At 65.6% G+C, this 19,307-nt stretch carries 17 protein-coding genes and 2 pseudogenes; 8 read left to right on the plus strand and 11 right to left on the minus strand.

Features of this window, described 5'->3' with window-relative positions:
* Window positions 1-11: 11 nt before the first annotated feature.
* Window positions 12-116, plus strand: coding sequence for a hypothetical protein (locus A5625_RS29590; protein WP_232003637.1), 105 nt, complete (start codon window positions 12-14; stop codon window positions 114-116).
* Window positions 117-366: 250 nt separating this feature from the next.
* On the opposite strand, the pseudogene A5625_RS12575 reads toward A5625_RS29590, so the two are convergent.
* Both A5625_RS12575 and A5625_RS12580 read right to left on the minus strand, forming a co-directional pair.
* Window positions 367-918 (minus strand): annotated as a pseudogene (locus tag A5625_RS12575) (TetR/AcrR family transcriptional regulator); the annotation flags it as partial.
* A 78-nt stretch (window positions 919-996) separates the two neighbouring features.
* On the minus strand, window positions 997-1,452 hold the full coding sequence (locus A5625_RS12580; protein ID WP_066993761.1) for an enoyl-CoA hydratase/isomerase family protein: 456 nt from the start codon (window positions 1,450-1,452) through the stop codon (window positions 997-999).
* A gap of 62 nt (window positions 1,453-1,514) precedes the next feature.
* Here A5625_RS12580 and A5625_RS30120 point away from each other — a divergent pair.
* A pseudogene (locus A5625_RS30120) lies at window positions 1,515-2,361 on the plus strand (LLM class flavin-dependent oxidoreductase).
* Window positions 2,362-2,375: 14 nt separating this feature from the next.
* Window positions 2,376-2,666 (plus strand): hypothetical protein, encoded by a 291-nt coding sequence (locus A5625_RS29100; protein ID WP_156748171.1) that lies wholly within the window; start codon window positions 2,376-2,378, stop codon window positions 2,664-2,666.
* A 71-nt stretch (window positions 2,667-2,737) separates the two neighbouring features.
* Here A5625_RS29100 and A5625_RS12590 read toward each other — a convergent pair whose 3' ends face one another.
* Window positions 2,738-3,361, minus strand: coding sequence for a cutinase family protein (locus tag A5625_RS12590; RefSeq protein WP_232003639.1), 624 nt, complete (start codon window positions 3,359-3,361; stop codon window positions 2,738-2,740).
* A 189-nt stretch (window positions 3,362-3,550) separates the two neighbouring features.
* On the opposite strand from A5625_RS12590, the gene A5625_RS12595 reads away from it, so the two are divergent.
* Window positions 3,551-4,213, plus strand: a complete 663-nt coding sequence (locus tag A5625_RS12595; RefSeq protein WP_066993764.1) for a class I SAM-dependent methyltransferase — start codon at window positions 3,551-3,553, stop codon at window positions 4,211-4,213.
* Window positions 4,214-4,217: 4 nt separating this feature from the next.
* Here A5625_RS12595 and A5625_RS12600 read toward each other — a convergent pair whose 3' ends face one another.
* The 3 genes from A5625_RS12600 to A5625_RS12610 are packed head-to-tail and all read right to left on the minus strand — an operon-like array spanning window position 4,218 to window position 7,283.
* Complete coding sequence (locus tag A5625_RS12600; protein WP_066993767.1) at window positions 4,218-5,294, minus strand: prenyltransferase; 1,077 nt, start codon at window positions 5,292-5,294, stop codon at window positions 4,218-4,220.
* The gene (locus A5625_RS12605) at window positions 5,281-6,039 is read right to left on the minus strand and encodes a class I SAM-dependent methyltransferase (protein WP_066993770.1); all 759 of its coding nucleotides are present in this window, start codon (window positions 6,037-6,039) and stop codon (window positions 5,281-5,283) included. The genes A5625_RS12600 and A5625_RS12605 overlap by 14 nt, the downstream gene beginning before the upstream one ends.
* A complete protein-coding gene (locus tag A5625_RS12610; RefSeq protein WP_066993773.1) occupies window positions 6,033-7,283 on the minus strand; it encodes a glycosyltransferase family 4 protein in 1,251 nt (416 codons plus the stop codon). The genes A5625_RS12605 and A5625_RS12610 overlap by 7 nt, the downstream gene beginning before the upstream one ends.
* A gap of 319 nt (window positions 7,284-7,602) precedes the next feature.
* Here A5625_RS12610 and A5625_RS12615 point away from each other — a divergent pair, with 319 nt between their 5' ends.
* Window positions 7,603-8,421, plus strand: a complete 819-nt coding sequence (locus A5625_RS12615; RefSeq protein WP_066993775.1) for a DUF1906 domain-containing protein — start codon at window positions 7,603-7,605, stop codon at window positions 8,419-8,421.
* A gap of 76 nt (window positions 8,422-8,497) precedes the next feature.
* On the opposite strand, the gene katG is transcribed toward A5625_RS12615, so the two are convergent.
* The 3 genes from katG to A5625_RS12630 form a co-directional block, all read right to left on the minus strand.
* A complete protein-coding gene (katG, locus tag A5625_RS12620; protein WP_066993778.1) occupies window positions 8,498-10,738 on the minus strand; it encodes a catalase/peroxidase HPI in 2,241 nt (746 codons plus the stop codon).
* A gap of 36 nt (window positions 10,739-10,774) precedes the next feature.
* Complete coding sequence (locus tag A5625_RS12625; protein ID WP_066993781.1) at window positions 10,775-11,215, minus strand: Fur family transcriptional regulator; 441 nt, start codon at window positions 11,213-11,215, stop codon at window positions 10,775-10,777.
* A 94-nt stretch (window positions 11,216-11,309) separates the two neighbouring features.
* Complete coding sequence (locus tag A5625_RS12630; RefSeq protein ID WP_066993784.1) at window positions 11,310-12,596, minus strand: Ig-like domain-containing protein; 1,287 nt, start codon at window positions 12,594-12,596, stop codon at window positions 11,310-11,312.
* 184 nt (window positions 12,597-12,780) lie between these two features.
* Here A5625_RS12630 and A5625_RS12635 point away from each other — a divergent pair, with 184 nt between their 5' ends.
* The gene (locus tag A5625_RS12635) at window positions 12,781-13,602 is read left to right on the plus strand and encodes a hypothetical protein (protein ID WP_066993787.1); all 822 of its coding nucleotides are present in this window, start codon (window positions 12,781-12,783) and stop codon (window positions 13,600-13,602) included.
* 62 nt (window positions 13,603-13,664) lie between these two features.
* Complete coding sequence (locus A5625_RS12640) at window positions 13,665-15,155, plus strand: FAD-dependent oxidoreductase (RefSeq protein WP_066993791.1); 1,491 nt, start codon at window positions 13,665-13,667, stop codon at window positions 15,153-15,155.
* Window positions 15,156-15,168: 13 nt separating this feature from the next.
* Here A5625_RS12640 and A5625_RS12645 read toward each other — a convergent pair whose 3' ends face one another.
* Both A5625_RS12645 and A5625_RS12650 read right to left on the minus strand, forming a co-directional pair.
* Window positions 15,169-16,212, minus strand: a complete 1,044-nt coding sequence (locus tag A5625_RS12645) for a bifunctional 2-polyprenyl-6-hydroxyphenol methylase/3-demethylubiquinol 3-O-methyltransferase UbiG (RefSeq protein ID WP_066993794.1) — start codon at window positions 16,210-16,212, stop codon at window positions 15,169-15,171.
* 60 nt (window positions 16,213-16,272) lie between these two features.
* The gene (locus A5625_RS12650) at window positions 16,273-17,445 is read right to left on the minus strand and encodes a glycosyltransferase (RefSeq protein WP_066993796.1); all 1,173 of its coding nucleotides are present in this window, start codon (window positions 17,443-17,445) and stop codon (window positions 16,273-16,275) included.
* A gap of 450 nt (window positions 17,446-17,895) precedes the next feature.
* On the opposite strand from A5625_RS12650, the gene A5625_RS12655 reads away from it, so the two are divergent.
* Complete coding sequence (locus A5625_RS12655) at window positions 17,896-19,278, plus strand: PPE domain-containing protein (protein WP_066993799.1); 1,383 nt, start codon at window positions 17,896-17,898, stop codon at window positions 19,276-19,278.
* The last annotated feature ends 29 nt before the right edge of the window (window positions 19,279-19,307 follow it).

The raw sequence follows: 19,307 nt of genomic DNA on the forward strand, positions 1-19,307 counted from the left end.
GCATCCTGGGCATGCACAACTGGATCCACCGCTGGTATGTGCCCGGTGGCCGCAATTCACTGACCGAGATCGGCGACGCCTTCGCCGCCATGGTTTTGTCCGGCCTGCGTCCCTGACCGCGACTGTACGCAATCTTGGGTTCTGCGCCGTCACGAACTGCGTTGACGCCGTGGAAGAGCCTAGGATTGAATGCAATCTGCAGTCCGATCGCTGAAAGGAGACGCAATGCCGCGTCTGAAGCCGATCCCGCGAGATGAAGTCACCGACGATTTCACGCTTAAGATGTACGACTTCATGTTCGGCGATCGTGATCCGGTCGCCGATCTCGGTCAGTGAATTGCGGCCACCGGGCACATACCAGCGGTGGATCCAGTTGTGCATGCCCAGGATGCCGAGCATGACCAGCCGCGGGTCCAGGTCGGAACGGAAGGCGCCGGCGGCGACGCCTTCTTTGATGATCGCCAGCAGCGTCTTGCCGTAGGCGTCGGCATTGGTGACGATGCCCCGCGCCTCGGGAATGGTTGCAATGTGCTGACTTTCGCCCAACAGCAGGAACAGCTCGGGATAAGTCGCCAGGTCGGTGATGTAGGAATCCAGGGCGCGGCGCAACTTCTCTTCGGGTGCCGCATCGGATTCGAGCGCTTCGCGGCAGTGCCGGGTCATCTCGTAGGCCGGCTGCTCGATGAGTGCGACCAGCAGTTCCTCTTTGGTGCCCACGTAGTAGTAGAGCGAGGCGCGATTGATGCCGACCTCGACCGCAACGTCTTCCAGCCGCGCCCTTGCGAATCCCTCGCGACGGAACACTTCCGCTGCGCCTTTCAGGATGGTCTGCCACCGCTCGTTGGATGCGCGGCGGTCGGCATTTCGCCGCTCATGGCGGCGGCGAGCGTTGTCGCTCTGCTGACGTGCGGCTGGCATCGTCGGCCTCCTCGTGTGCGAGTCTCGCGTTGTCAAACTACGCCATCGGGGGAGCTGACCTGAGGATTAACACATCTATCAATGTGAACGTTGACGTTGACAAATCCGCCCCATTGCCCGCCGGCAGCGCGGCATGCACGTGCAGGTCCCCGAGTTTCGCCGACTCGGACATGTAGGCACCGCATCCAGCCCGATCGCATGACCGTTGACCGCGGCGACCAGCGGCTTGGTCAGCCCCACGATGTCGTCGACGATATGGCGCGCCTCCTCGATCGGAGTACGTCCCGAACTGGTCGCGTACTGGCGATCGCCGGACTCGTCGCCGCCGGCCGAGAAGGTTCGGCCCGCCCCAGTGAGCACGACGGCGCGCACCCAGGCGTCATCTTGAGCCGCCGCGAATATGCGGGACAGTTCCGAATGCATCACGTCGTCGACGGCGTTGGCCTTCTCCGGTCGATTCAGCGTCAGCACCGCCACGGCGGTCGCGCTGTCCACAGCGACATCGATGGTGCGGTATGCGGCGGGATCGAGCATCGGCGGCGCCCCCTTGCTGACTTGAACATGAACGTTGACGTAGATTATAGGAGCTGGACGGCATGTTGAAGTTCGGAACATTCATCGCGCCCTATCACCCGGTGCGGGAAAGCCCGCTGACCACCTACGAGCGCGACCTCGAGCTGATCGAGTGGTGCGATCGGTGGGGCTTTGACGAGGCATGGGTCGGCGAGCATCATTCGGCCGCCTGGGAGAACATCGCCGACCCGGCCATGTTCCTGGCCGTCGCCGGAGAGCGGACCACGCGGATCAAGCTCGGTTCCGGAGTGGTCAGCCTGCCGTACCACCACCCGATGATGGTGGCCGACCGATTCGTCCAGCTCGACTACCTGACGCATGGGCGGGCGATGCTCGGTGTGGGCCCCGGGGGCGTTGATTTCGGACGCCACCATGATGGGCATCGACCCCAGCACGCAGCGCCCGCGGATGAACGACGCCCTCGGTGTGATCATCCGGTTGCTCGCCGGGGAGATCGTCACGTATAACAGCGACTGGTTCACCCTGAATGAGGCTCGGCTGCAGATGCTTCCGGTCAACGGCTCGATGCCGATCGCCGTCGCATCCAGCACCTCACCGTCGGGCATGACGGCCGCGGGCACCCACGGGGTGGGGGTACTGTCGCTGGGCGCCGGGCTGATCGGCGGCAAAAAGGACCTGGCGGCGCACTGGGCGCTCGGCGAGAAGGCCGCTGCGGAAAGCGGCAAGCAATTGCGCCGCGACGAATGGCGACTGGTGATCCGGGCGCATCTCGCGCACACCCGGGAGCAGGCCAAGGCCGAGGTGATCGAGGGGCGGGAAGCCGAACGTGTCGGGTACTTCAAGCGGGTCGCTGGACTGAAGAACGACTACACCTTGGAGCAGGAGATCGAAGAGGACGCCGCATCGTAGGCACTCCCGACGACATGATCGAGGCGCTGCACCGGCTGCAGAACCTCACCGGCGGGTTCGGTGGCTTCCTGGTGCTGGCCGGGGATTGGGCCGACCGAGAGGCCACCCTGCGCAGCTACGAACTGATGGGGCGCTACGTGATTCCCGAATTTCGGGGACACATGGAGCCGCTGCGGGCCAGCTACGACATGGTGGTCGCGAAGAAGCGCGACTACGGCGCACCGGCGATGGCTGCGATCAAAAAGGCCTACGAGGACGCCGGCCAGCAGATGCCCGAGGACCTCAATCCCACCAACCTGCGGTAGGCGTGGCCCAACGGGCTGCCGCTGCACGACCGCCTAGCGCTTGCGCCGGCGGGGCGCCGGTGCCGAGTCGATCAGAGCTTGCCTGCGACGAAGTCGGCGGCCTGATTGGCCATGCCGGCGTCGATGTAGGCACCGGCGAGATGCTCTGGCCAGTTTGCCTTCCAGGTGTTCGGGTCGGCCGGGTTGCAGACCGGGTCGGCGCCGTGGCACAACTCGATGGTCCGGTCGTTGTAGGTCGGGTTGAAGTTGGTGATCGGGCCCACCCACTGGCTTCCGTTGCCGAACAGTGCGACAGCGGCGACGTGCTGATCGACGCCCGGGGGCAGCGGGCTGTCGAAACCGAATGCACCGATGGGCGCCGCCAGTACGACGTCGGTGACCGCCGCGCCCAGCGAGTAGCCGCCCAGCACCAGTCGGGTGTCCGGGCAGTTGTTGACCATGTCCTGGATGTGGTGGCTCATGTCGTTGGCGCCCTGGGCGACCTCGGTGTCGGCGGGGTACTGCACGGCGTATACGCCGACCGTCTTGTTCACCTTGTTGCGGACATCGCTGATGAACGCATTGCCCAGCGTGCCCGGTCCCGGTGATTCGTTACGGCCGCGGGCGAACACGATCTGTACCGGCGGGCAGTTCGCGGCCACGGCCGGCGGCGCCGCCCCCGGCGTGCCGGGCGGAAGTACTGCGGCGGGCAGCATCAGCGCCGCCGCAGCGACGATCGCGGCCAGACCGACAACAGCAAATCTCGGGATAAGCAGGGCGCGCACACCGATGATGGTAAAGCGAACCCGCTCCGGCCGCAGGGCAGCCGAAGATCTCGGGTGATCGCTGAGCGCGAACATCGACCACGGTGACGGCAGTGTCGATCCAGGCGATAGGTTCAGCTGATGAGCCATGTCGACGCGGGTGCGCCCGAGCGCTTGTTCGCGCTCGCCGAACAGGTACAAGGTTTCATGCCGGCCGACGAGGGGCGCGCGCTTTACGACGCCGCGCTGCGCTATCTCGGTGGCGGTGTCGGCGTCGAGATCGGCACTTACTGCGGCAAATCCACTCTTCTGCTGGGCGCAGCGGCACAACAGACCGCCAGCGTGCTCTACACCATCGACCACCACCACGGTTCCGAGGAGCACCAGGCGGGGTGGGAATATCACGACGCTTCGATGGTGGATGAGGTCACGGGCTTGTTCGACACCCTGCCGACGTTTCGTCGTGCGCTCGATTCCGCCCAACTGGACGAATATGTCGTCGCGATCGTCGGCAGGTCACCGCTGGTGGCGAGGGCGTGGCGCACCCCCCTGCAGTTCTTGTTCATCGACGGTGGGCACAGCGAAGCCGCTGCCAACCAGGACTTCGACGGATGGGCCAAATGGGTCGCCGCCGGTGGGGCGCTGGCCATCCACGACGTGTTCCCCGACCCGAAGGACGGCGGCCGGCCGCCGTATTACATCTACTGTCGCGCACTCGATTCCGGCCAGTTCCGGGAGGTATCGGCCACCGGATCGCTGAGGGTGCTCGAACGTATCGGCGGTCAGCCGGGGGAGCAGGTTTAGCGGGTCAGCGGCCCGGGCCGGCGACCACGCATTCGCAATCGAAGTCGGTTTGCAGACCCACCGGCAGCTGGTCGCCGCGGAAGATTCCCGCCCCGGCGGTGGTGTTCGACAAAGCGTCCGCCGCCAAGATCATCGCCGCGCCCGTCCAGGTGGTCCGCTCTTCGGGCCAGCGCTTTCCGTCCGCGAAAACCAAACCGGTCCAATAGGATCCGTCGTCCTCACGAAGATGTTGCATCGCGGCGAACTGCCGGTGAGCCTGCGAGTGCTGCCCGATGGCATCCAGCGCCATCACCAACTCGCAGGTTTCGGCGCCGGTTACCCACGGACGATCGCCGACACACCGGATGCCCAGACCGTCGACCACGAAGTCATCCCAGCGCTGCTTGATGCGCGTGGCCGCCGCCGCGCCTCGCAAGGCGCTACCGAGGATCGGGTAGTACCAGTCCATCGAGTAGCGGTCTTTTTCGGTGAATGCCTCGGGATGGGCGGAGATGGCGTGGCCCAGGCGGCCCAGCGCCAGTTCCCACTCCGGCTGCGGATCCCCGACCATGGCCGCCAACGCGAGTGCGCAGCGAATACTGTGAAATATGCTCGAGCACCCGGTCAGCAGAGCTTCCGTCAACAGGCCGGCTTCGCTTCGGGCCCAACCGATTTCGCCATAGCCGACCTGCATGTCGATGACGAAGTCAATCGCTTTGTGCACCACCGGCCACATCTCGGCGCCGAACGACTTGTCGCCGGTGACCAATACGTGGTGCCACACGCCGGCGGCGATGTAGGCGCAGAAGTTGCTGTCGCTATTGGCGTCTTCGATGACGCCCGCGCGAAACTGTAGGGGCCAGGACCCGTCCGGACGCTGGGTGCGCCGACTCCAGTCGAAGGCCGCTCGCGCCGGCTCCAGCAACCCGGCGGTGGACAACGCCATCGCGCATTCGATGTGATCCCACGGATCGGTGTGCCCACCCTCGAACCAGGGGATGGCGCCCGACGGCTCCTGTGCGGCGGCGATTGACAGCGCGGTCTGACGGCATTGCTCGGGAGTCAATACCCCCGTAACGGCAGGCGGGTTAGACCGATGCAACTGAATACCCTTCAGTTGCAGGGCTATTCGCCTCCTGCGGTTTGACGAAGTACATCGCTACACTTTTGCCCACCAGCGGATTGAGCATCGATTCCGCCAGCTGGGTGATTTTCGGCCGCCGCATCAGGTCCCAAACCAGCAGCTTGTGGTAGGCGGTCACCGCACGGTGCTCAGTGTTCTCCACACCCACAGCGCATTTGAGCCACCAGAAAGGGGAGTGCAGGGCATGTGCGTGATGAGTATGGGTCAATTCCATTCCGCCGCCGAGGATCTTGCCGCGCAATTCACTGGCTCGGTAAACGCGGACGTGGCCACCCTCGTTGCTGTGGTATTCGTCGGACAGCAGCCAGCACACCTGCTCGGGCAGCCACCGTGGCACGCTGACGGCCAGCGTGCCACCGACTTTGAGCACCCTGATCAGCTCGGCGATCGCCGTATCGTCGTCCGGAATGTGCTCCAAGATTTCCGACGCGATCACGCAGTCGAATGTCTGGTCGGGGTAGGGCAACTTCAGCGCGTCACCGACAACCACCTTCGCCGACGCGGCGGCGGGCGCCTCGCCGGTTTCGGCCATGGCACGCAGGATGGTGTCCACCGAACGCAATTCAGCTTCGTCGCGGTCGAAGGCGACGACGTCGGCGCCGCGCCGATACGCTTCGAATGCATGGCGGCCGGCCCCACATCCCACGTCGATCACCTTGCTGGACGGCCCAATTCCAAGCCGGTCGAAATCGACTGTCAGCATGGCGCTCCGCTCTGCGCGTTGCGGGCGATCGCTCGCTGGTAAACCCGGACGGTCTGAGCGGCCACCGCTTCCCAGCTGAACACGTCGACGGCCCGGGTCCGGCCGGCCTTGCCCAGATTGCGGCGCTTGTCCGGGGAGTCCAAAAGTTCACCGAGCGCGTGGGTCAGGGCATCCACGTCGGCGGGCGGCACCAGTTCGGCGCACGCGCCGTCGGCGCCAAGGACTTCCGGCAGTGCGCCGACCCGACTGGCGACGATCGGGGTGCCGCTGGCCATCGCTTCCACGGCGGGCAGCGAAAACCCTTCGTAGAGCGAGGGGATGCAGGCAACCTCCGCGGACGCGAACAAGGCGGCCAACTCGGCGTCGGACAGCCCGCTGGTGATGTGCACGATGTCGGAGATCCCGAGTTCGGCGATGAGTTTGTGGGTCGGGCCGTTGGGTTCCACTTTGGCGACCAACCGCAATTCGAGATCGCGCACGGTGCGCAGTCGGGCGACCGCTTGCAGCAGGGTGCGGACACCCTTCAGCGGAGTATCGGCGCTCGCGATCGCGATGATGCGGCCGGGCTCGCGTGGGCCGGAACCCGGTTTGAACAACTCCGTGTTCACCCCGAGCGGCACGACGTGCAGTTGCTCCGGCGCGACGCCGAAGTCGGCGATGATGTCCGACGCCGACGACGACGAGACCGTCAACAGGTCGGGGATGTGCCGGGCGACCTCTTGCTGCATGTCCAGAAACCCATACCAGCGGCGCACCAACGGTTTTCGCCACCACCGCGCAGCCGCCAGATCCAGCACCCGATCCCGGGTGATGGGGTGGTGCACGGTGGCCACGACGGGAAGTCCCGCCTCGGCAATGCTGAGCAGTCCGGTGCCCAGGCTTTGGTTGTCGTGGACGACGTCGAAATCGGCTGTCCGCTGCGCCAATAACCGGGCGGCCCGCATCGTGAACGTTCGCGGCTCGGGAAAGCCCGCGGTCCACGTGGTGAGCAATTCCAGGACGTCGATGGAGTCACGAATCTCGCTCGGCCGCGGCACCCGGAAGGGGTCGGGTTCCCGATAGAGATCGAGGCTCGGCACTTCAGTGAGCTTGACCCTCGGATCAAGCAGGTCGGGATACGGTTGCCCGGAAAACACCTCGACGTCGTGACCGAGTTCGACCAGGCCGTGGCTGAGATGGCGCACGTAGACGCCCTGTCCGCCGCAATGAGTCTTACTACGGTAGGACAGCAGGGCAATTCGCATACTCAACTCTTCTTTGCTGGAAAGTGACCGCGGAGTGGCGCCGAATCCTTAGCGGTCAACGGACTCCCGAGCTCCGTGACAGCAAACTGGACATGTGTCCAGACTATAGTTCGATCACCTAATCGAGCGCAACGAGCCGGAAACCCACCGTCTCGCGCGAAGACGACCCCCGGGATGTCCGACACGCAAAGATCATGCCACTGATCGGTGGCGGCCATCTTTCCGGCCGTAGATCCCGAACGCCCGGCGCCGCAGTTGATCGGCGCTGACCGGCGAAGATCGCCCCAAACCAGGCACGGGGTTTTGTTACCATCGCGCGGTGCGGGATTCGGCCGGACCGACTGGACGCGGGGATTCGCGATCGCCTTCGAGACGTGACCTCCTCAAATACGCGGGCACCTATGCTTTGACGCCAGCGCTGCTGAGCCTGGGCACGCTGGCCATCGGACCCGGCGGCCCGAAAGCGTCGGCGGCCGCGATGAGGCTGATCGATTTCGCCGAGCGCAGGATCTCGCCGGACGAAATCAAGGCGGCCGGCTATGACGGCGTGGTGAATTACGTATCGCAGTCGCGGCCGGGCGCCAACTTCGAAGCCAAACCGCTGACGCGGGAGTACGCCGATGCGCTGCGCGCCGCGGGACTGCATATCGTCAGCAACTTCCAGTACGGCAAGCCCGGTTGGCCTGACCCATCGGATTTCACCCGCGGCTATGACGGCGGCGTGGCCGACGCTCATACCGCCATGGGGTTGCACTCCGCGGCGGGAGGCCCGGGCTCGGCCCCGATCTTCTTCAGCGTCGACGACAAGATCGACGCGAATACGTGGGATAGCTCTGCGGTGCAATGGTTTCGGGGAATCAATTCCGTGTTGGGAGTGGGCCGTACCGGCATCTACGGAGACGCCCAGGTCTGTGGATGGGCGATCAGAGACGGCGTCATCGGGCACTCCAGCACCCCCGGGCACCTGTGGGCGTGGCAGACCAGGGCATGGTCGAACGGCGAACGCGAGCCCGCAGCGGTGCTCTACCAAACGGTGGTCAACAGCCCGGGCAACCCGGGTCCGCTGCTGGGCGGTATCAATGTCGATGTCGACGACGTGCTCGCGGCCGACTTCGGGCAGTGGGATCTGGATCGCTGAGTTCCGCGGTACCTAAGAAACGGCACCCCGCGAGCGCATGGCTCGCGGGGTGCCGTTTCTTATCGGCCGGCCCGTCTTATTTGAGGTCGAAGCGGTCGTTGTTCATGACCTTCACCCACGCCGCGACGAAGTCCTCCACGAACTTGCCCTGCGCGTCGTCCTGGGCGTAGATCTCGGCCAGCCCGCGCAGCACCGAGTTGGAGCCGAACACGAGGTCATTCGCGGTTGCGGTCCACTTCTGCTGACCCGTGGAGCGGTCGATGACCTGGTACACGTTCTCCGCTGACTCCGATGCCTTCCACTCATTGCCCATGTCGACCAGGTTGACGAAGAAGTCGTTGGTCAACGCGCCCGGCCGGTCGGTGAACACGCCGTGCTTGCTGCCGCCGTGATTGGCACCCAGGGCACGCAGCCCACCGACGAGCACCGTCATTTCCGGACCGCTCACGCCAAGCAAGTAGGCGCGCTCCAGCAACAGCTGCTCCAGCGGTGCCTTCTCCCCGGGACGGGTGTAGTTGCGGAACCCATCGGCCCGCGGTTCGAGCACCGCGAACGAGTCCACGTCAGTGTTCTCCTGCGATGCGTCGGTACGCCCGGGTGCGAAGTGCACCGAGATCTCGTATCCGGCGTCCTTGGCCGCCTTCTCCACCGCAGCAGAGCCGGCCAGCACGATCAGATCTGCAATCGAGATCTTCTTGCCGTCGGAGGCCGAGGCGTTGAAGTCCTGCTGGATCTTCTCCAGAACAGGCAACACCTTGTCCAACTCGGCGGGCTCGTTGACCTCCCAGCTCCTTTGCGGCTCGAGACGGAGCCGCCCGCCGTTCGCGCCACCGCGCTTGTCGGTGTTGCGGTAGCTCGACGCCGCCGACCACGCGGTCTTGACCAGCTGGGGAACGGAGAGACCGGATGCCAGCACCTTGCTCTTCAGAGCCGCCACGTCGTTGTCGTCGACCAGCTCATGGTCGACGGCCGGAACCGGGTCCTGCCACAGCTGCGGTTCGGGGATCCACGGCCCGAGGTAGCGGGTGATGGGTCCCATGTCACGGTGCAGCAGCTTGTACCACGCCTTGGCGAACGCCTCGGTCAGCTCTTCGGGATGGTCCAGCCAGCGCCGCGTGATATCGCGGTAGATCGGCGACTCGCGCATCGAAATGTCGGTGACCAGCATCGTCGGCGCGCGGCCCGGCCCGCCGAACGGGTCCGGGATGGTGCCCGCGCCCGCGCCGTCCTTGGCCGTGAACTGCCAGGCGCCGGCGGGACTCTTGGTCAGCTCCCACTCGTACCCGTACAGCGTCTCCAGGAAGGTGTTGTCCCACTTCGTCGGCGTCGGCGTCCAGACGACTTCCAGACCGCTGGTGATGGCGTCCTTGCCGACGCCGCTACCATACGAGCTCTTCCAGCCCAGCCCTTGCTGTTCGATCGGGGCGGCCTCCGGCTCGGGACCGATCAGGTCGGCGTCACCAGCGCCGTGGGTCTTGCCGAAGGTGTGGCCTCCGACGATGAGGGCGGCCGTCTCCTCATCGTTCATCGCCATCCGGCCGAACGTCTCGCGGATGTCGATGGCCGCGGCGACCGGATCCGGCTTGCCTTCGGGGCCTTCAGGATTCACGTAGATCAGACCCATGGTGGTGGCACCGTACGGTTGCGCGAGATCGCGTTCACCCGAGTAGCGCTTGTTGGTGCCCAACCATTCGTCCTCTTCTCCCCAGAGGATCTCTTCGGGCTCCCAAACGTCTTCGCGGCCGAACGCGAACCCAAAGGTCTTGAATCCCATCGACTCCAGGGCGCAGTTACCCGCGAAGATGATGAGATCGGCCCAGGAGATCTTGTTGCCGTACTTCTTCTTGACCGGCCACAGCAGCCGGCGGGCCTTGTCCAGACTCACGTTGTCCGGCCAACTGTTGAGCGGGGCGAAGCGCTGCATGCCCTGGCCGCCGCCGCCGCGGCCGTCGTGAATGCGGTAGGTACCAGCCGCATGCCAGCTCATCCGGATGAAGAGGCCCCCGTAGTGGCCGTAGTCCGCTGGCCACCAGTCCTGCGAGGTGGTCATCACCGAGATCACGTCGGCCTTGAGGGCATCGACGTCAAGTTTGGCGAACTCCGCCGGGTAGTCGAAGTCCTCGCCTAGCGGGTTGGACGCCGGCGAGTGCGGATGCAATTTCGACACGTCGATCTGGTCTGGCCACCAGTCCCGGTTCGTCAGGGGCGCATGCGATTTCGGCGTAGGGGATGGAATTGCCGGGTTTTCGCTTTCGCTTTTGCTAGCCGTCCCGGCGTCTGGCTGGGGTGGACGGCTAGCGGATGTATCAGATGACACAACATTCCTTTCCGGGGTGGGTGAATCTAGCGGTGCTCAAGAGCCTGTGGTCGAGCAATCGGCGCACAGGCCCCAATAGATGACTTCGGCCTCGTCGAGAACGAAGCCATCAAGAACGTTGTCGTCGTCGGAGGGGGTGAGGCAGGGAGCGTCACCGACGGCGCAGTCGATGTCGGCAATGATCCCGCACGACCGGCAGACGACGTGGTGATGGTTGTCGCCGACGCGCGATTCGTAGCGCGCGACCATGCCCAAGGGCTGGATGCGGCGAACCAAACCGACAGAGGTCAGCGCATTGAGGACGTCGTAGACGGCTTGGCGGGACACGTCGGGCAGGCCCACGCGCACCGCCGAGAAGATCGTCTCGGTATCGGCGTGCGGATTGGCGTCCACGACTTCCAGCACGGCAACCCTGGGCCGGGTCACCCGTAGATCGGCCCTCCGCAACCTTTCCGCGTAATCGGCCGTCGATGACACGCCACCAATATGACGCACTTATCTGGAACGAGTCAAGACTTTCTTGTGAAGTGTGCCACAACGCTGGGTGACGAATGAGCTGAGTCACCCAGGATCAGGTGGGTCTGAGTGCACTGCCCTTGCGCCAATCCTCCCAGCTGAGCGTCCAGTCGCCGTTCTGCGCCAGCGTCAGCGGAGGGCCACCGCTGTTGCGGATTTCGACCACGTCGCCCGGTACCGAAAAGTCGAAGAACCATTTCGCGTTGTCGGCGTTGAGGTTCAGGCAGCCATGCGATGTGTCCTGGCGCCCCTGGGCCCATACCGTCGCGTCGAGCTCGTGCAGATAGATGCCGTCGCTGCTGATCTTGGTGGCCCAATTGATGGTCTCGCGGTATCCGAGCCTGGAGTTCTTCGGCAGCCCGAACGTCGAGGAGTCCATGATGACGGGATTGCCCTTGTCGAGGACGGTGTAGACCCCGGATGGGGTCCATAGCGAGATGGTCTTTCCGCCGACGTCTTCGGTGCCGCCCATACCCATCGAGGTGGGCATGGTGCGCTGCAGAATCCCGTTGCTGAAGACGCTGACCTGGTGGGTAGCGTCGTCGGCGATTGATACGTGTGCATCGCCGACGCGAAAGGACACCTTGGTGTCGTCTTGCCCGAATAGACCGTCGCCCAAGGCGATTCCGTAGATTTTCGCCTCGGCGGTGACGGTCGTTCCCGGTGCGTAGTAGCGCTCGGGTCGCCAATGCGCGTTCTGGTCGTCGACCCAGTACCAGGAACCCTCGACTTTCGGGTTGGTGGTCACCGACAGCTGCCGCTCGGCGGCCGGCCGATCGGCGATTTTCTCGTCGAAGTGCGCCACGACCACCATTCCGACGCCGTAGGTGCCGCCGTCGCGCAATGGGGCCTCCGAGGTGGTGGTGAACGACACCTTGGTCTGGTTGGACGGCTTCAGCGTGGAGAACGACGAAACCTGCTTGGCCGCAACGCCGCTGACGCCACTGCTGGTGACCGTCAAAGTGTAGGTGCGCCCGTAGCCCAGCGGGACCGTCGGCTTCCATACCGTGTTATCCGGCGTCATGACGCCTTCGACCGGTTTACCGCTCTCGTTGACCATGTCGACGCCGGTCAGGGTCCCATTGTCGGCTTTGACGATGACCGGGGCGACCGGGTCGACGTCACGTGCGTCGGGTCCGGGAGTAATCGTTATTTGGGCCGGCTCAGCCGTTTTCGCGGGTGAGTCGCCTTGACGGCAATCGCCGCCCGGGCAATGTGAGGTCGACGCAACGTATATCGCGCCCACCACGGCGATGATCGCGAACACCGCGAGCAAGAGTCGGCGAGACCGGCTGACCCGCAGGATCCGGCCGCCGAGTCGATCGGGGTTCTGGGACATCATCAAGCTGCCGAATACCTGCTTTCTGGTTCTCGCAGGCGCGAACTTCTGCCCAGCGAAGTCGATGTTGTAGATGAAGTCGATGTTGTAGATGAGGTATCCCGCGACATGCGGTTTTTAAACCGACATCCGGCGCGGCTTCGTCACCGAGCACGGTCATCGGCCGTTCGCGAGAGATCATGGCCTTATGGCCGATGAGGAACTCGACAGCCTGTATGACGTGCCGCCCAAGGAGTTCGCCGCGCAACGCGCCGAATTGGCAGCCGCCGCCAAACAGCGCGGTGATACCGACGCAGCGAAACGCATTTCCGCCACCAAAAAACCCACCACTGCGGCCTGGGTCGTCAACCGGCTGGCGCTGCGGCACACGGACACCCGACAGCGGCTTGCCGACCTCGGTGAGCGATTGCGCGCCGCGCACGCCGCGATGGATGGTGGACGCATCCGGGACCTGTCGGCCGAGCAACGCAAACTCATCGACCAACTCACCCGCAAGGCGCTGGGCGCGGCGGATGTGAAGCAACCGTCGGCGACCATACGCGAAGACCTGATCAGCACACTGCAAGCCGCCATCGCCGACCCGCAGATCGCAGCGCGGCTCGGCCGGTTAACCCGGCCCGAACAGTGGTCGGGCTTTGGCGCCTTCGGCGATGCGGTACCCGAATCGGCGAGCACCGACAGCGAATCGTCGAAGCGGCAGAGCACCCCGGCGCGGAAACGACCCGCTGCGCAGCAGGCGGACGACAAGGCACGCGGCCAACGGCGAGAGAAGTTCAGCGCCGCCGTCGCCAACGCGGAACGCGTCAAAGCTCAGGCCGATCACCTGGTGTCGGAGCGACAAGACCAACGGGACGCCGCCCGGCAACATCGCGACGAAGCCGCGCGGGTGTTGCGGGCTGCCGAGCGGGAACTCAGCAGCGCCGAGAAGGATTACCGGAAAGCAAAGGAAGCCAGCCGGGCCGCCGCGGATTCGGTGCGCGAGGCAAAGGCCCGGTTGAAGCGGGCGTGAGCTCGCCACCGCGTTTCCCGGCGCCGGTCCGGGGTATCAGCACAGCCGTGACTTCTTTGTGGATGACAGAACGCACCGAACAGCCTTGGGCGGCAAGCCAGCTTGACCACGGCCCAGCATCCGCCGACGTCATCGTCGTCGGTGCCGGCATCACCGGTTTGATGACGGCGGTCCTGCTGGCTCGCGCGGGCAAGGACGTGCTGGTGCTGGAGGCTCGCACGGTGGGGGCCTGCGCGACCGGAAACACCACCGCCAAAATTAGCCTGCTGCAGGGCAGTCAGCTCTCCAAGGTGCTGCCACGGCACGGCAGGGATTTGGCACGCGCATATGTCGACGGCAATCGCGAAGGCCAGGAGTGGGTGCTGGAGTACTGCGAGGCGCACGACGTGGCGGTGCAACGCGAGGATGCCTACACCTATGCCCAGTCGGTGCGCGGCGTCCCGTCGGCGCGCGCCGAGCTCGCGGCATGTCAGGCGGTCGGCCTGCCCGTGGTGTGGGACGACGATGCCGACGTGCCGTTCGCGTACCACGGCGGTGTGCGGTTGGCCGAGCAGGCGCAGTTCGACCCGATGTCTTTCCTCGACTCGCTGGCCGTCGAGCTGCTCAACCGCGGTGGTCGGCTGGTGGAGCACAGCCGGGTGCGGCGGGTCTCCTGGCGCGGAAAAAAGGTGCGCGTGCATGTCAACGACACGGCCGAGCGAGACGTCGAACTTCAGGCCGACCAGTTAGTGCTTGCCACCGGGATCCCGATCCTGGATCGCGGCGGTTATTTCGCGCGGGTGAAGCCGAGCCGGTCCTACTGCCTGGCCTTCAAGGTCCCGGGCAACATCACCAGGCCGATGATGATCTCCACCGACTCGCCGACGCGGTCGGTGCGATATGCGCCGGTCGCCGACGGCGAAAGGCTGATCGTGGGTGGCGCCGGTCATACCGTGGGCCGTGAAAAGAGTCCGTCCGAAGCGCTGGACGAGCTGTCGGCGTGGGCCCGCAAGCACTACCCGGGTGCAGTGCAGACCCACTTCTGGTCGGCCCAGGACTACACGCCCATCGACCACCTGCCCTACGTGGGCCCCATCCTGCCGAACACCGAAAGTATCTTTGTCGCAACAGGTTTCAATAAGTGGGGGATGACCAATGGCCCGGCCGCGGCACTGGCGCTGTCGAGCCGCATCCTGGGCGGGCGGATGGATTGGGCCCGCGCGTTCGCCAGCTGGAGTCCGCATGAGCTCTCGGGCCTGGCGACCGCCCTGCAAGCCAACCTCGAGGTTGGCTTCAATCTGACGAAGGGCTGGATCACCCCGGCGATACGCACTCACCGCCGCAGCCCCGCCGACGGCGAAGGCGGCGTGGTGAGTGGTCCGCCGTGGCATTTGGAGGCCCGCTGCCGGGTGGACGGCACCGAACACCGCGTGTCACCGGTCTGCCCGCATCTGGGCGGCATCGTGAACTGGAACGACGCCGACCAAGCGTGGGAGTGCCCGTTGCACGGGTCTCGGTTCGCGCCCGATGGCACGCTGCTGGAAGGACCGGCCACTCGCGACCTGACCGCGTAGGCCCGCGCCGTATTCAGTCCGTCTTCTGGAAAACGAGCCAGCGCAGTTCGATCGGCGAGTCGTCGCGTTCGACGTCGAACACGTCGAGCCCGCTTGCCCACCCCTCGAACCAGCCGGTGGGCGGCCAAGCGCCCGGCGCTGAACCTGCCTTCTCGTAGTCGTAGGCGGAGTCGTCGGCGACAAGCTCGAGCGGTAGACCGGCCGCCGCAGCGGCCACCTCGTCGCGGGTGAAGGTCATGCTGTTGCACTGCTGACTGAGTTGCACTGCGGCGTCGTCCGGAACGTAACCGTCGCGGGCCAGGAAGATGTTGAAGACCAGACGCCCACCGGGCGCCAGACAATCCGTGGCGAGTTCGAACATGCCGCGCAACTCGTGGCTGGTGCGGAAGTCGGGAACCACTTCTGAGAGCACCATCAGCTGGTACTCCTCGCGAACGTCCTCCATGGCCGTGAAGACGTCGCTTTGAATGACGTTCACGCTCAGCGATTCGCCGGCGGCTTCGGAAACGATGACCTCCGCGAACTTCGCGGTCATCTCGACCGCATCGACCGGATGTCCGCGTCGGGCCAGGGCCAGGGCGTTGCGCCCGGTCCCCGCGCCGACGTCCAATATCCGGTACGTGCTGGCGTCGGCCGCTTCGGCGGCCAGGGCCAGCACGCGTGCGTCTGGCTCGGTGCCGAACAGCGGCGGTGGGCGGACCTCCATCCACTGGTCGTAGTCGGCCGCCACCGTCCGCCAATCGGCTTGGACGCGGAAATTGACGCCCGTCCCGAAGGGAGCCTGATAGGAGATGACCACCTCCGACCGAGGGGACGCCTTGAAGGCCTTTTCCAGCTCGCCTTTCAGCGCGGTCCGCAGCTGTGCGGCTTGTTCGGGTGCGTACCAGACGCCCAGGGTGGCACAGACGTTGCCGCACAACTGGACGTACTCGTCGATCAGGGCCGGCACCGCCGGCACCCGGATATGGCCCTCGGCCGACAACCGGCGGTACAGCCGCCTGATCAGCGCTTCGCGCAACATCATCGGATCGAACGAGCTACTCGGCGGATCCTGCACCAGAACCTTTTACACGACCGGCGGGCTTTACACCACCGCTGAGACGAACGGCCGGCACGGCTATGCGCGTTCGGCGGCGCCCTCGAGGAGATCGGCCGCCCTCGCAATGCTTTCCGTCGATGTGGTCACTTGGGTAGCGACCTCCCGGGCCCTGCTGAGGTAATGGGCAGCACGCACCGAACGCAGATCGGCGACCAGCGAGTCGAGGGTGGAGTCCGAGAACGCCCGCCCCAGGCCGACTTCCAACCTGTTGACCGCCTCAGCCCATATCGGCTGATCGAGCCAGAGCCAGAGAATCAACATGGGCACGCCCGCCCGCATGCCCGCTGCAGTGGTTCCGGCGCCCCCGTGGTGCACGATCGCGCGGCAGGCTGGAAAGACGGCGGCATGGTTCACCGCCTCCACGATCTTCACGTGGTCGGCGGGCGGGATGTGGGTGAAATCGTTTGGGCCGCTGCAGATCAACGCACGCTCGCCGATTTGCGCGCAGGCCGCGCTGATCACGGCGACCGTCTCGGCGGGGGAGGTGACGGGGGTGCTGCCGAATCCGAAGTAGATCGGCGGCGTCCCATCGGCTATCCAGGACAACACCTCGTCGTCGGCATCGGCCGGTATTCCGAGCGTCAACGAACCCACGAAGGGGCGTCGGTACCCCGAGCAGGCCCATTGCTGCGCCAGTTCGGGCGCGCAGAGCTCGTCGTAGGTCTGTATCTCGAGCGCTGGTTGCGCCGGCCGCTCGGCGTCGTCGCGCAAACCGAGCGCGCGCCGCTGGGCCCCTTCGGCCGCACTGGTGACGTCGGATTGCAGCCCGCCGAGTTCCAGGATGTCGGCGGGAAAGAAGTGCAGCGCGGCCAGCGGTATGCCGAGATGCTCCGCGACGTTCGCGGCGAGCCGCTGCTCGTTCATCCCGGCCACCAGCAGGTCGGCGCCCGCCGCCAACGACGCCAGCGTCTCGCTCTTGCCGGTCCACACCTTGGTGACCCGCTCGATGATTTGCGGCAACGCGCTCATCGGGTTGTGCACGTTGCGGACGAAATTGGTCGCCATGTGGATCTGTTCGCGGGTGTCGGGTCCGTAAGCGACCGCGGCAAGCTCCGCCGCCTCGGCCAATCCGGTCATGTTGGGCGGGACTGCGACGACGACCTCGTGGCCGCGGCGTTGTAGCTCCCGTGCTGCGGCGGCGCAGGGTTCGACGTCGCCGCGGCTGCCGTAGGCGGCCAGCACAATTTTCATCAAAGACCTCACTCGCGGGGATGCCACAAATCCAAGCAGAACCGGCGCCGCCCGACCTGCTGGGCGTGCCCTAACCCTTTTCACCAGTGCTTAAGGTGCGAGCATGGGCGCGCGGGGCGGTGCGCGAAACCTGCCCGCCCGGTTAGCGCCGGCTGCGGTGATTTGCGCAATACGAGCCGAACCCTTGTGAGTTTCTGCCGTCATGTGCAGGTAACCTATCGTTAACCCACGGCAACAATTTCGCTGTACAGGTTGATGTGGGAGCACTTGCAAACGTGTGAGACCGGTCCCCTAGCACTGGGGACGTCTTATTCGGCCGTCTTCGTTCGCGGCGTTGGCGGCCCGGGAGGGAATGCGATTTGTTTGCTGCTCGGTTGGCTAACCCCATACGACGCGCATCGAGGCCGTCAATGCCCCTTGTGGCCATGAAAGCGATCGGAGGAGCACGACGTGGACTTCGCAGTACTACCGCCGGAGGTTAACTCCGCGCGGATGTACGCCGGTCCGGGGTCGGGACCGATGCTGGCCGCCGCGATGGCATGGGACGAGTTGGCCGCCGCACTGCAATCGACGGCGACCTCCTATCAGGCCGAGATCACGGCCTTAACCTCCGGTCCATGGGTCGGCCCGTCGTCGGCGTCCATGGTCGCAGCGATCACCCCCTATTTGGAGTGGATGCGAACCACCGGCGCCCAGGCCGAAGAAGCCGCCAACCAGGCCAGATCTGCCGCTTACGCCTACGAGACGGCGTTCGCCCAGACGGTGCCGCCCCCCGTGGTCGCGGCCAACCGCACCCGGCTCGCGACACTTGTCGCAACCAACATCCTGGGGCAGAACACACCGGCGATTGCCCAAACCGAGACCGAGTATGCCGAGATGTGGGCGCAAGACACGGCGGCCATGTTCGGCTACGCGGGCACGACGGCCTCGGCAACACGACTGACACCGTTTACCCAGCCGGACCCGACCAGCAATTCCGGCGCCGGCCAGTCCGAGGCCGTGGCTCAGGCCACCGGCACCGCGGCCGGAAGCACCCAAAACGCCGTGCAGCAATCATTCTCTGCGGTACCCAACCTGCTGAGCAACGCTGCGTTCGGGCCCAACCTCGCCGCCGCCCCGGCCTCGACGACGGACGTGCTGGGACTGGGAGCCGATCTCACCACGTTCTTCCTCGATGCGCCGGCCAGCGTGGCCGGGCTCAGTATCGACACGCCGGGTACGTTGATCGCTCTTCCGTTCGACGTGGCCGGCACGCTGACCGGTTTCCACACCGATGACATCGTCAGCGGCTGGGCCGGTGTGCAGTCCTGGCCGGGCACCGGCGCGGTGCCGCCCACCTCATTTCCGGTTATCACCAACCCGGCGGGCGGGTTCGGATCGCTGGCGTCAGCGGGGCTTGGCCAGGCCAACACGGTCGGCGGTCTGTCGGTGCCGCCAGGCTGGACGGCGGCCGCCCCGGCAATTCGTCCGGCCGCCGTCGTCCTGCCCACCACCACCGCCGGCGCCGCCGCGGAAGCCGCGGCCGCCGCCGCTCCCAGTGGGGCCGGGGGTTTATTCGGCGAGATGGCCGTGGCGAGCATGGCCGGGCGAGCGATGGCCGGTACCGGGGGTGCCCTGGGGCGCGAGCGGGCCCGGGCCGGCGGGATCGAAAAGGCGACGCGCGAGGCGCCGAAGGAGCCGACGATCGAGTCGACGGCGACACCGCAGGTTGCGGCGGGCGGCCCGATCACCAGCATCGCCGCCGAGTTGCGCGAACTGGCGTCGCTGCGCGACGCCGGGATCTTGACGCAGCAGGAGTTCGAAGAGCAGAAAAAGCGCCTACTGCCAAGCTGATCGCGACCCAATTCCGGTGTGTTCCTTGA

The sequence above is a fragment of the Mycobacterium sp. 1465703.0 genome (assembly GCF_001672975.1).
Classification (GTDB): Bacteria; Actinomycetota; Actinomycetes; order Mycobacteriales; family Mycobacteriaceae; genus Mycobacterium.

Bases quoted from the DNA above. Each gene is read 5' to 3' on its own strand.
- A5625_RS29100 (WP_156748171.1), top strand. From the start codon at position 2,376: ATGATCGAGGCGCTGCACCGGCTGCAGAACCTCACCGGCGGGTTCGGT.
- A5625_RS12595 (WP_066993764.1), top strand. From the start codon at position 3,551: ATGAGCCATGTCGACGCGGGTGCGCCCGAGCGCTTGTTCGCGCTCGCC.
- A5625_RS29590 (WP_232003637.1), top strand. From the start codon at position 12: ATGCACAACTGGATCCACCGCTGGTATGTGCCCGGTGGCCGCAATTCA.
- A5625_RS12630 (WP_066993784.1), bottom strand. From the start codon at position 12,596: ATGATGTCCCAGAACCCCGATCGACTCGGCGGCCGGATCCTGCGGGTC.
- A5625_RS12605 (WP_066993770.1), bottom strand. From the start codon at position 6,039: ATGCTGACAGTCGATTTCGACCGGCTTGGAATTGGGCCGTCCAGCAAG.
- A5625_RS12590 (WP_232003639.1), bottom strand. From the start codon at position 3,361: ATGCTGCCCGCCGCAGTACTTCCGCCCGGCACGCCGGGGGCGGCGCCG.
- A5625_RS12580 (WP_066993761.1), bottom strand. From the start codon at position 1,452: ATGCTCGATCCCGCCGCATACCGCACCATCGATGTCGCTGTGGACAGC.
- A5625_RS12635 (WP_066993787.1), top strand. From the start codon at position 12,781: ATGGCCGATGAGGAACTCGACAGCCTGTATGACGTGCCGCCCAAGGAG.
- A5625_RS12640 (WP_066993791.1), top strand. From the start codon at position 13,665: ATGACAGAACGCACCGAACAGCCTTGGGCGGCAAGCCAGCTTGACCAC.
- A5625_RS12650 (WP_066993796.1), bottom strand. From the start codon at position 17,445: ATGAAAATTGTGCTGGCCGCCTACGGCAGCCGCGGCGACGTCGAACCC.
- A5625_RS12610 (WP_066993773.1), bottom strand. From the start codon at position 7,283: ATGCGAATTGCCCTGCTGTCCTACCGTAGTAAGACTCATTGCGGCGGA.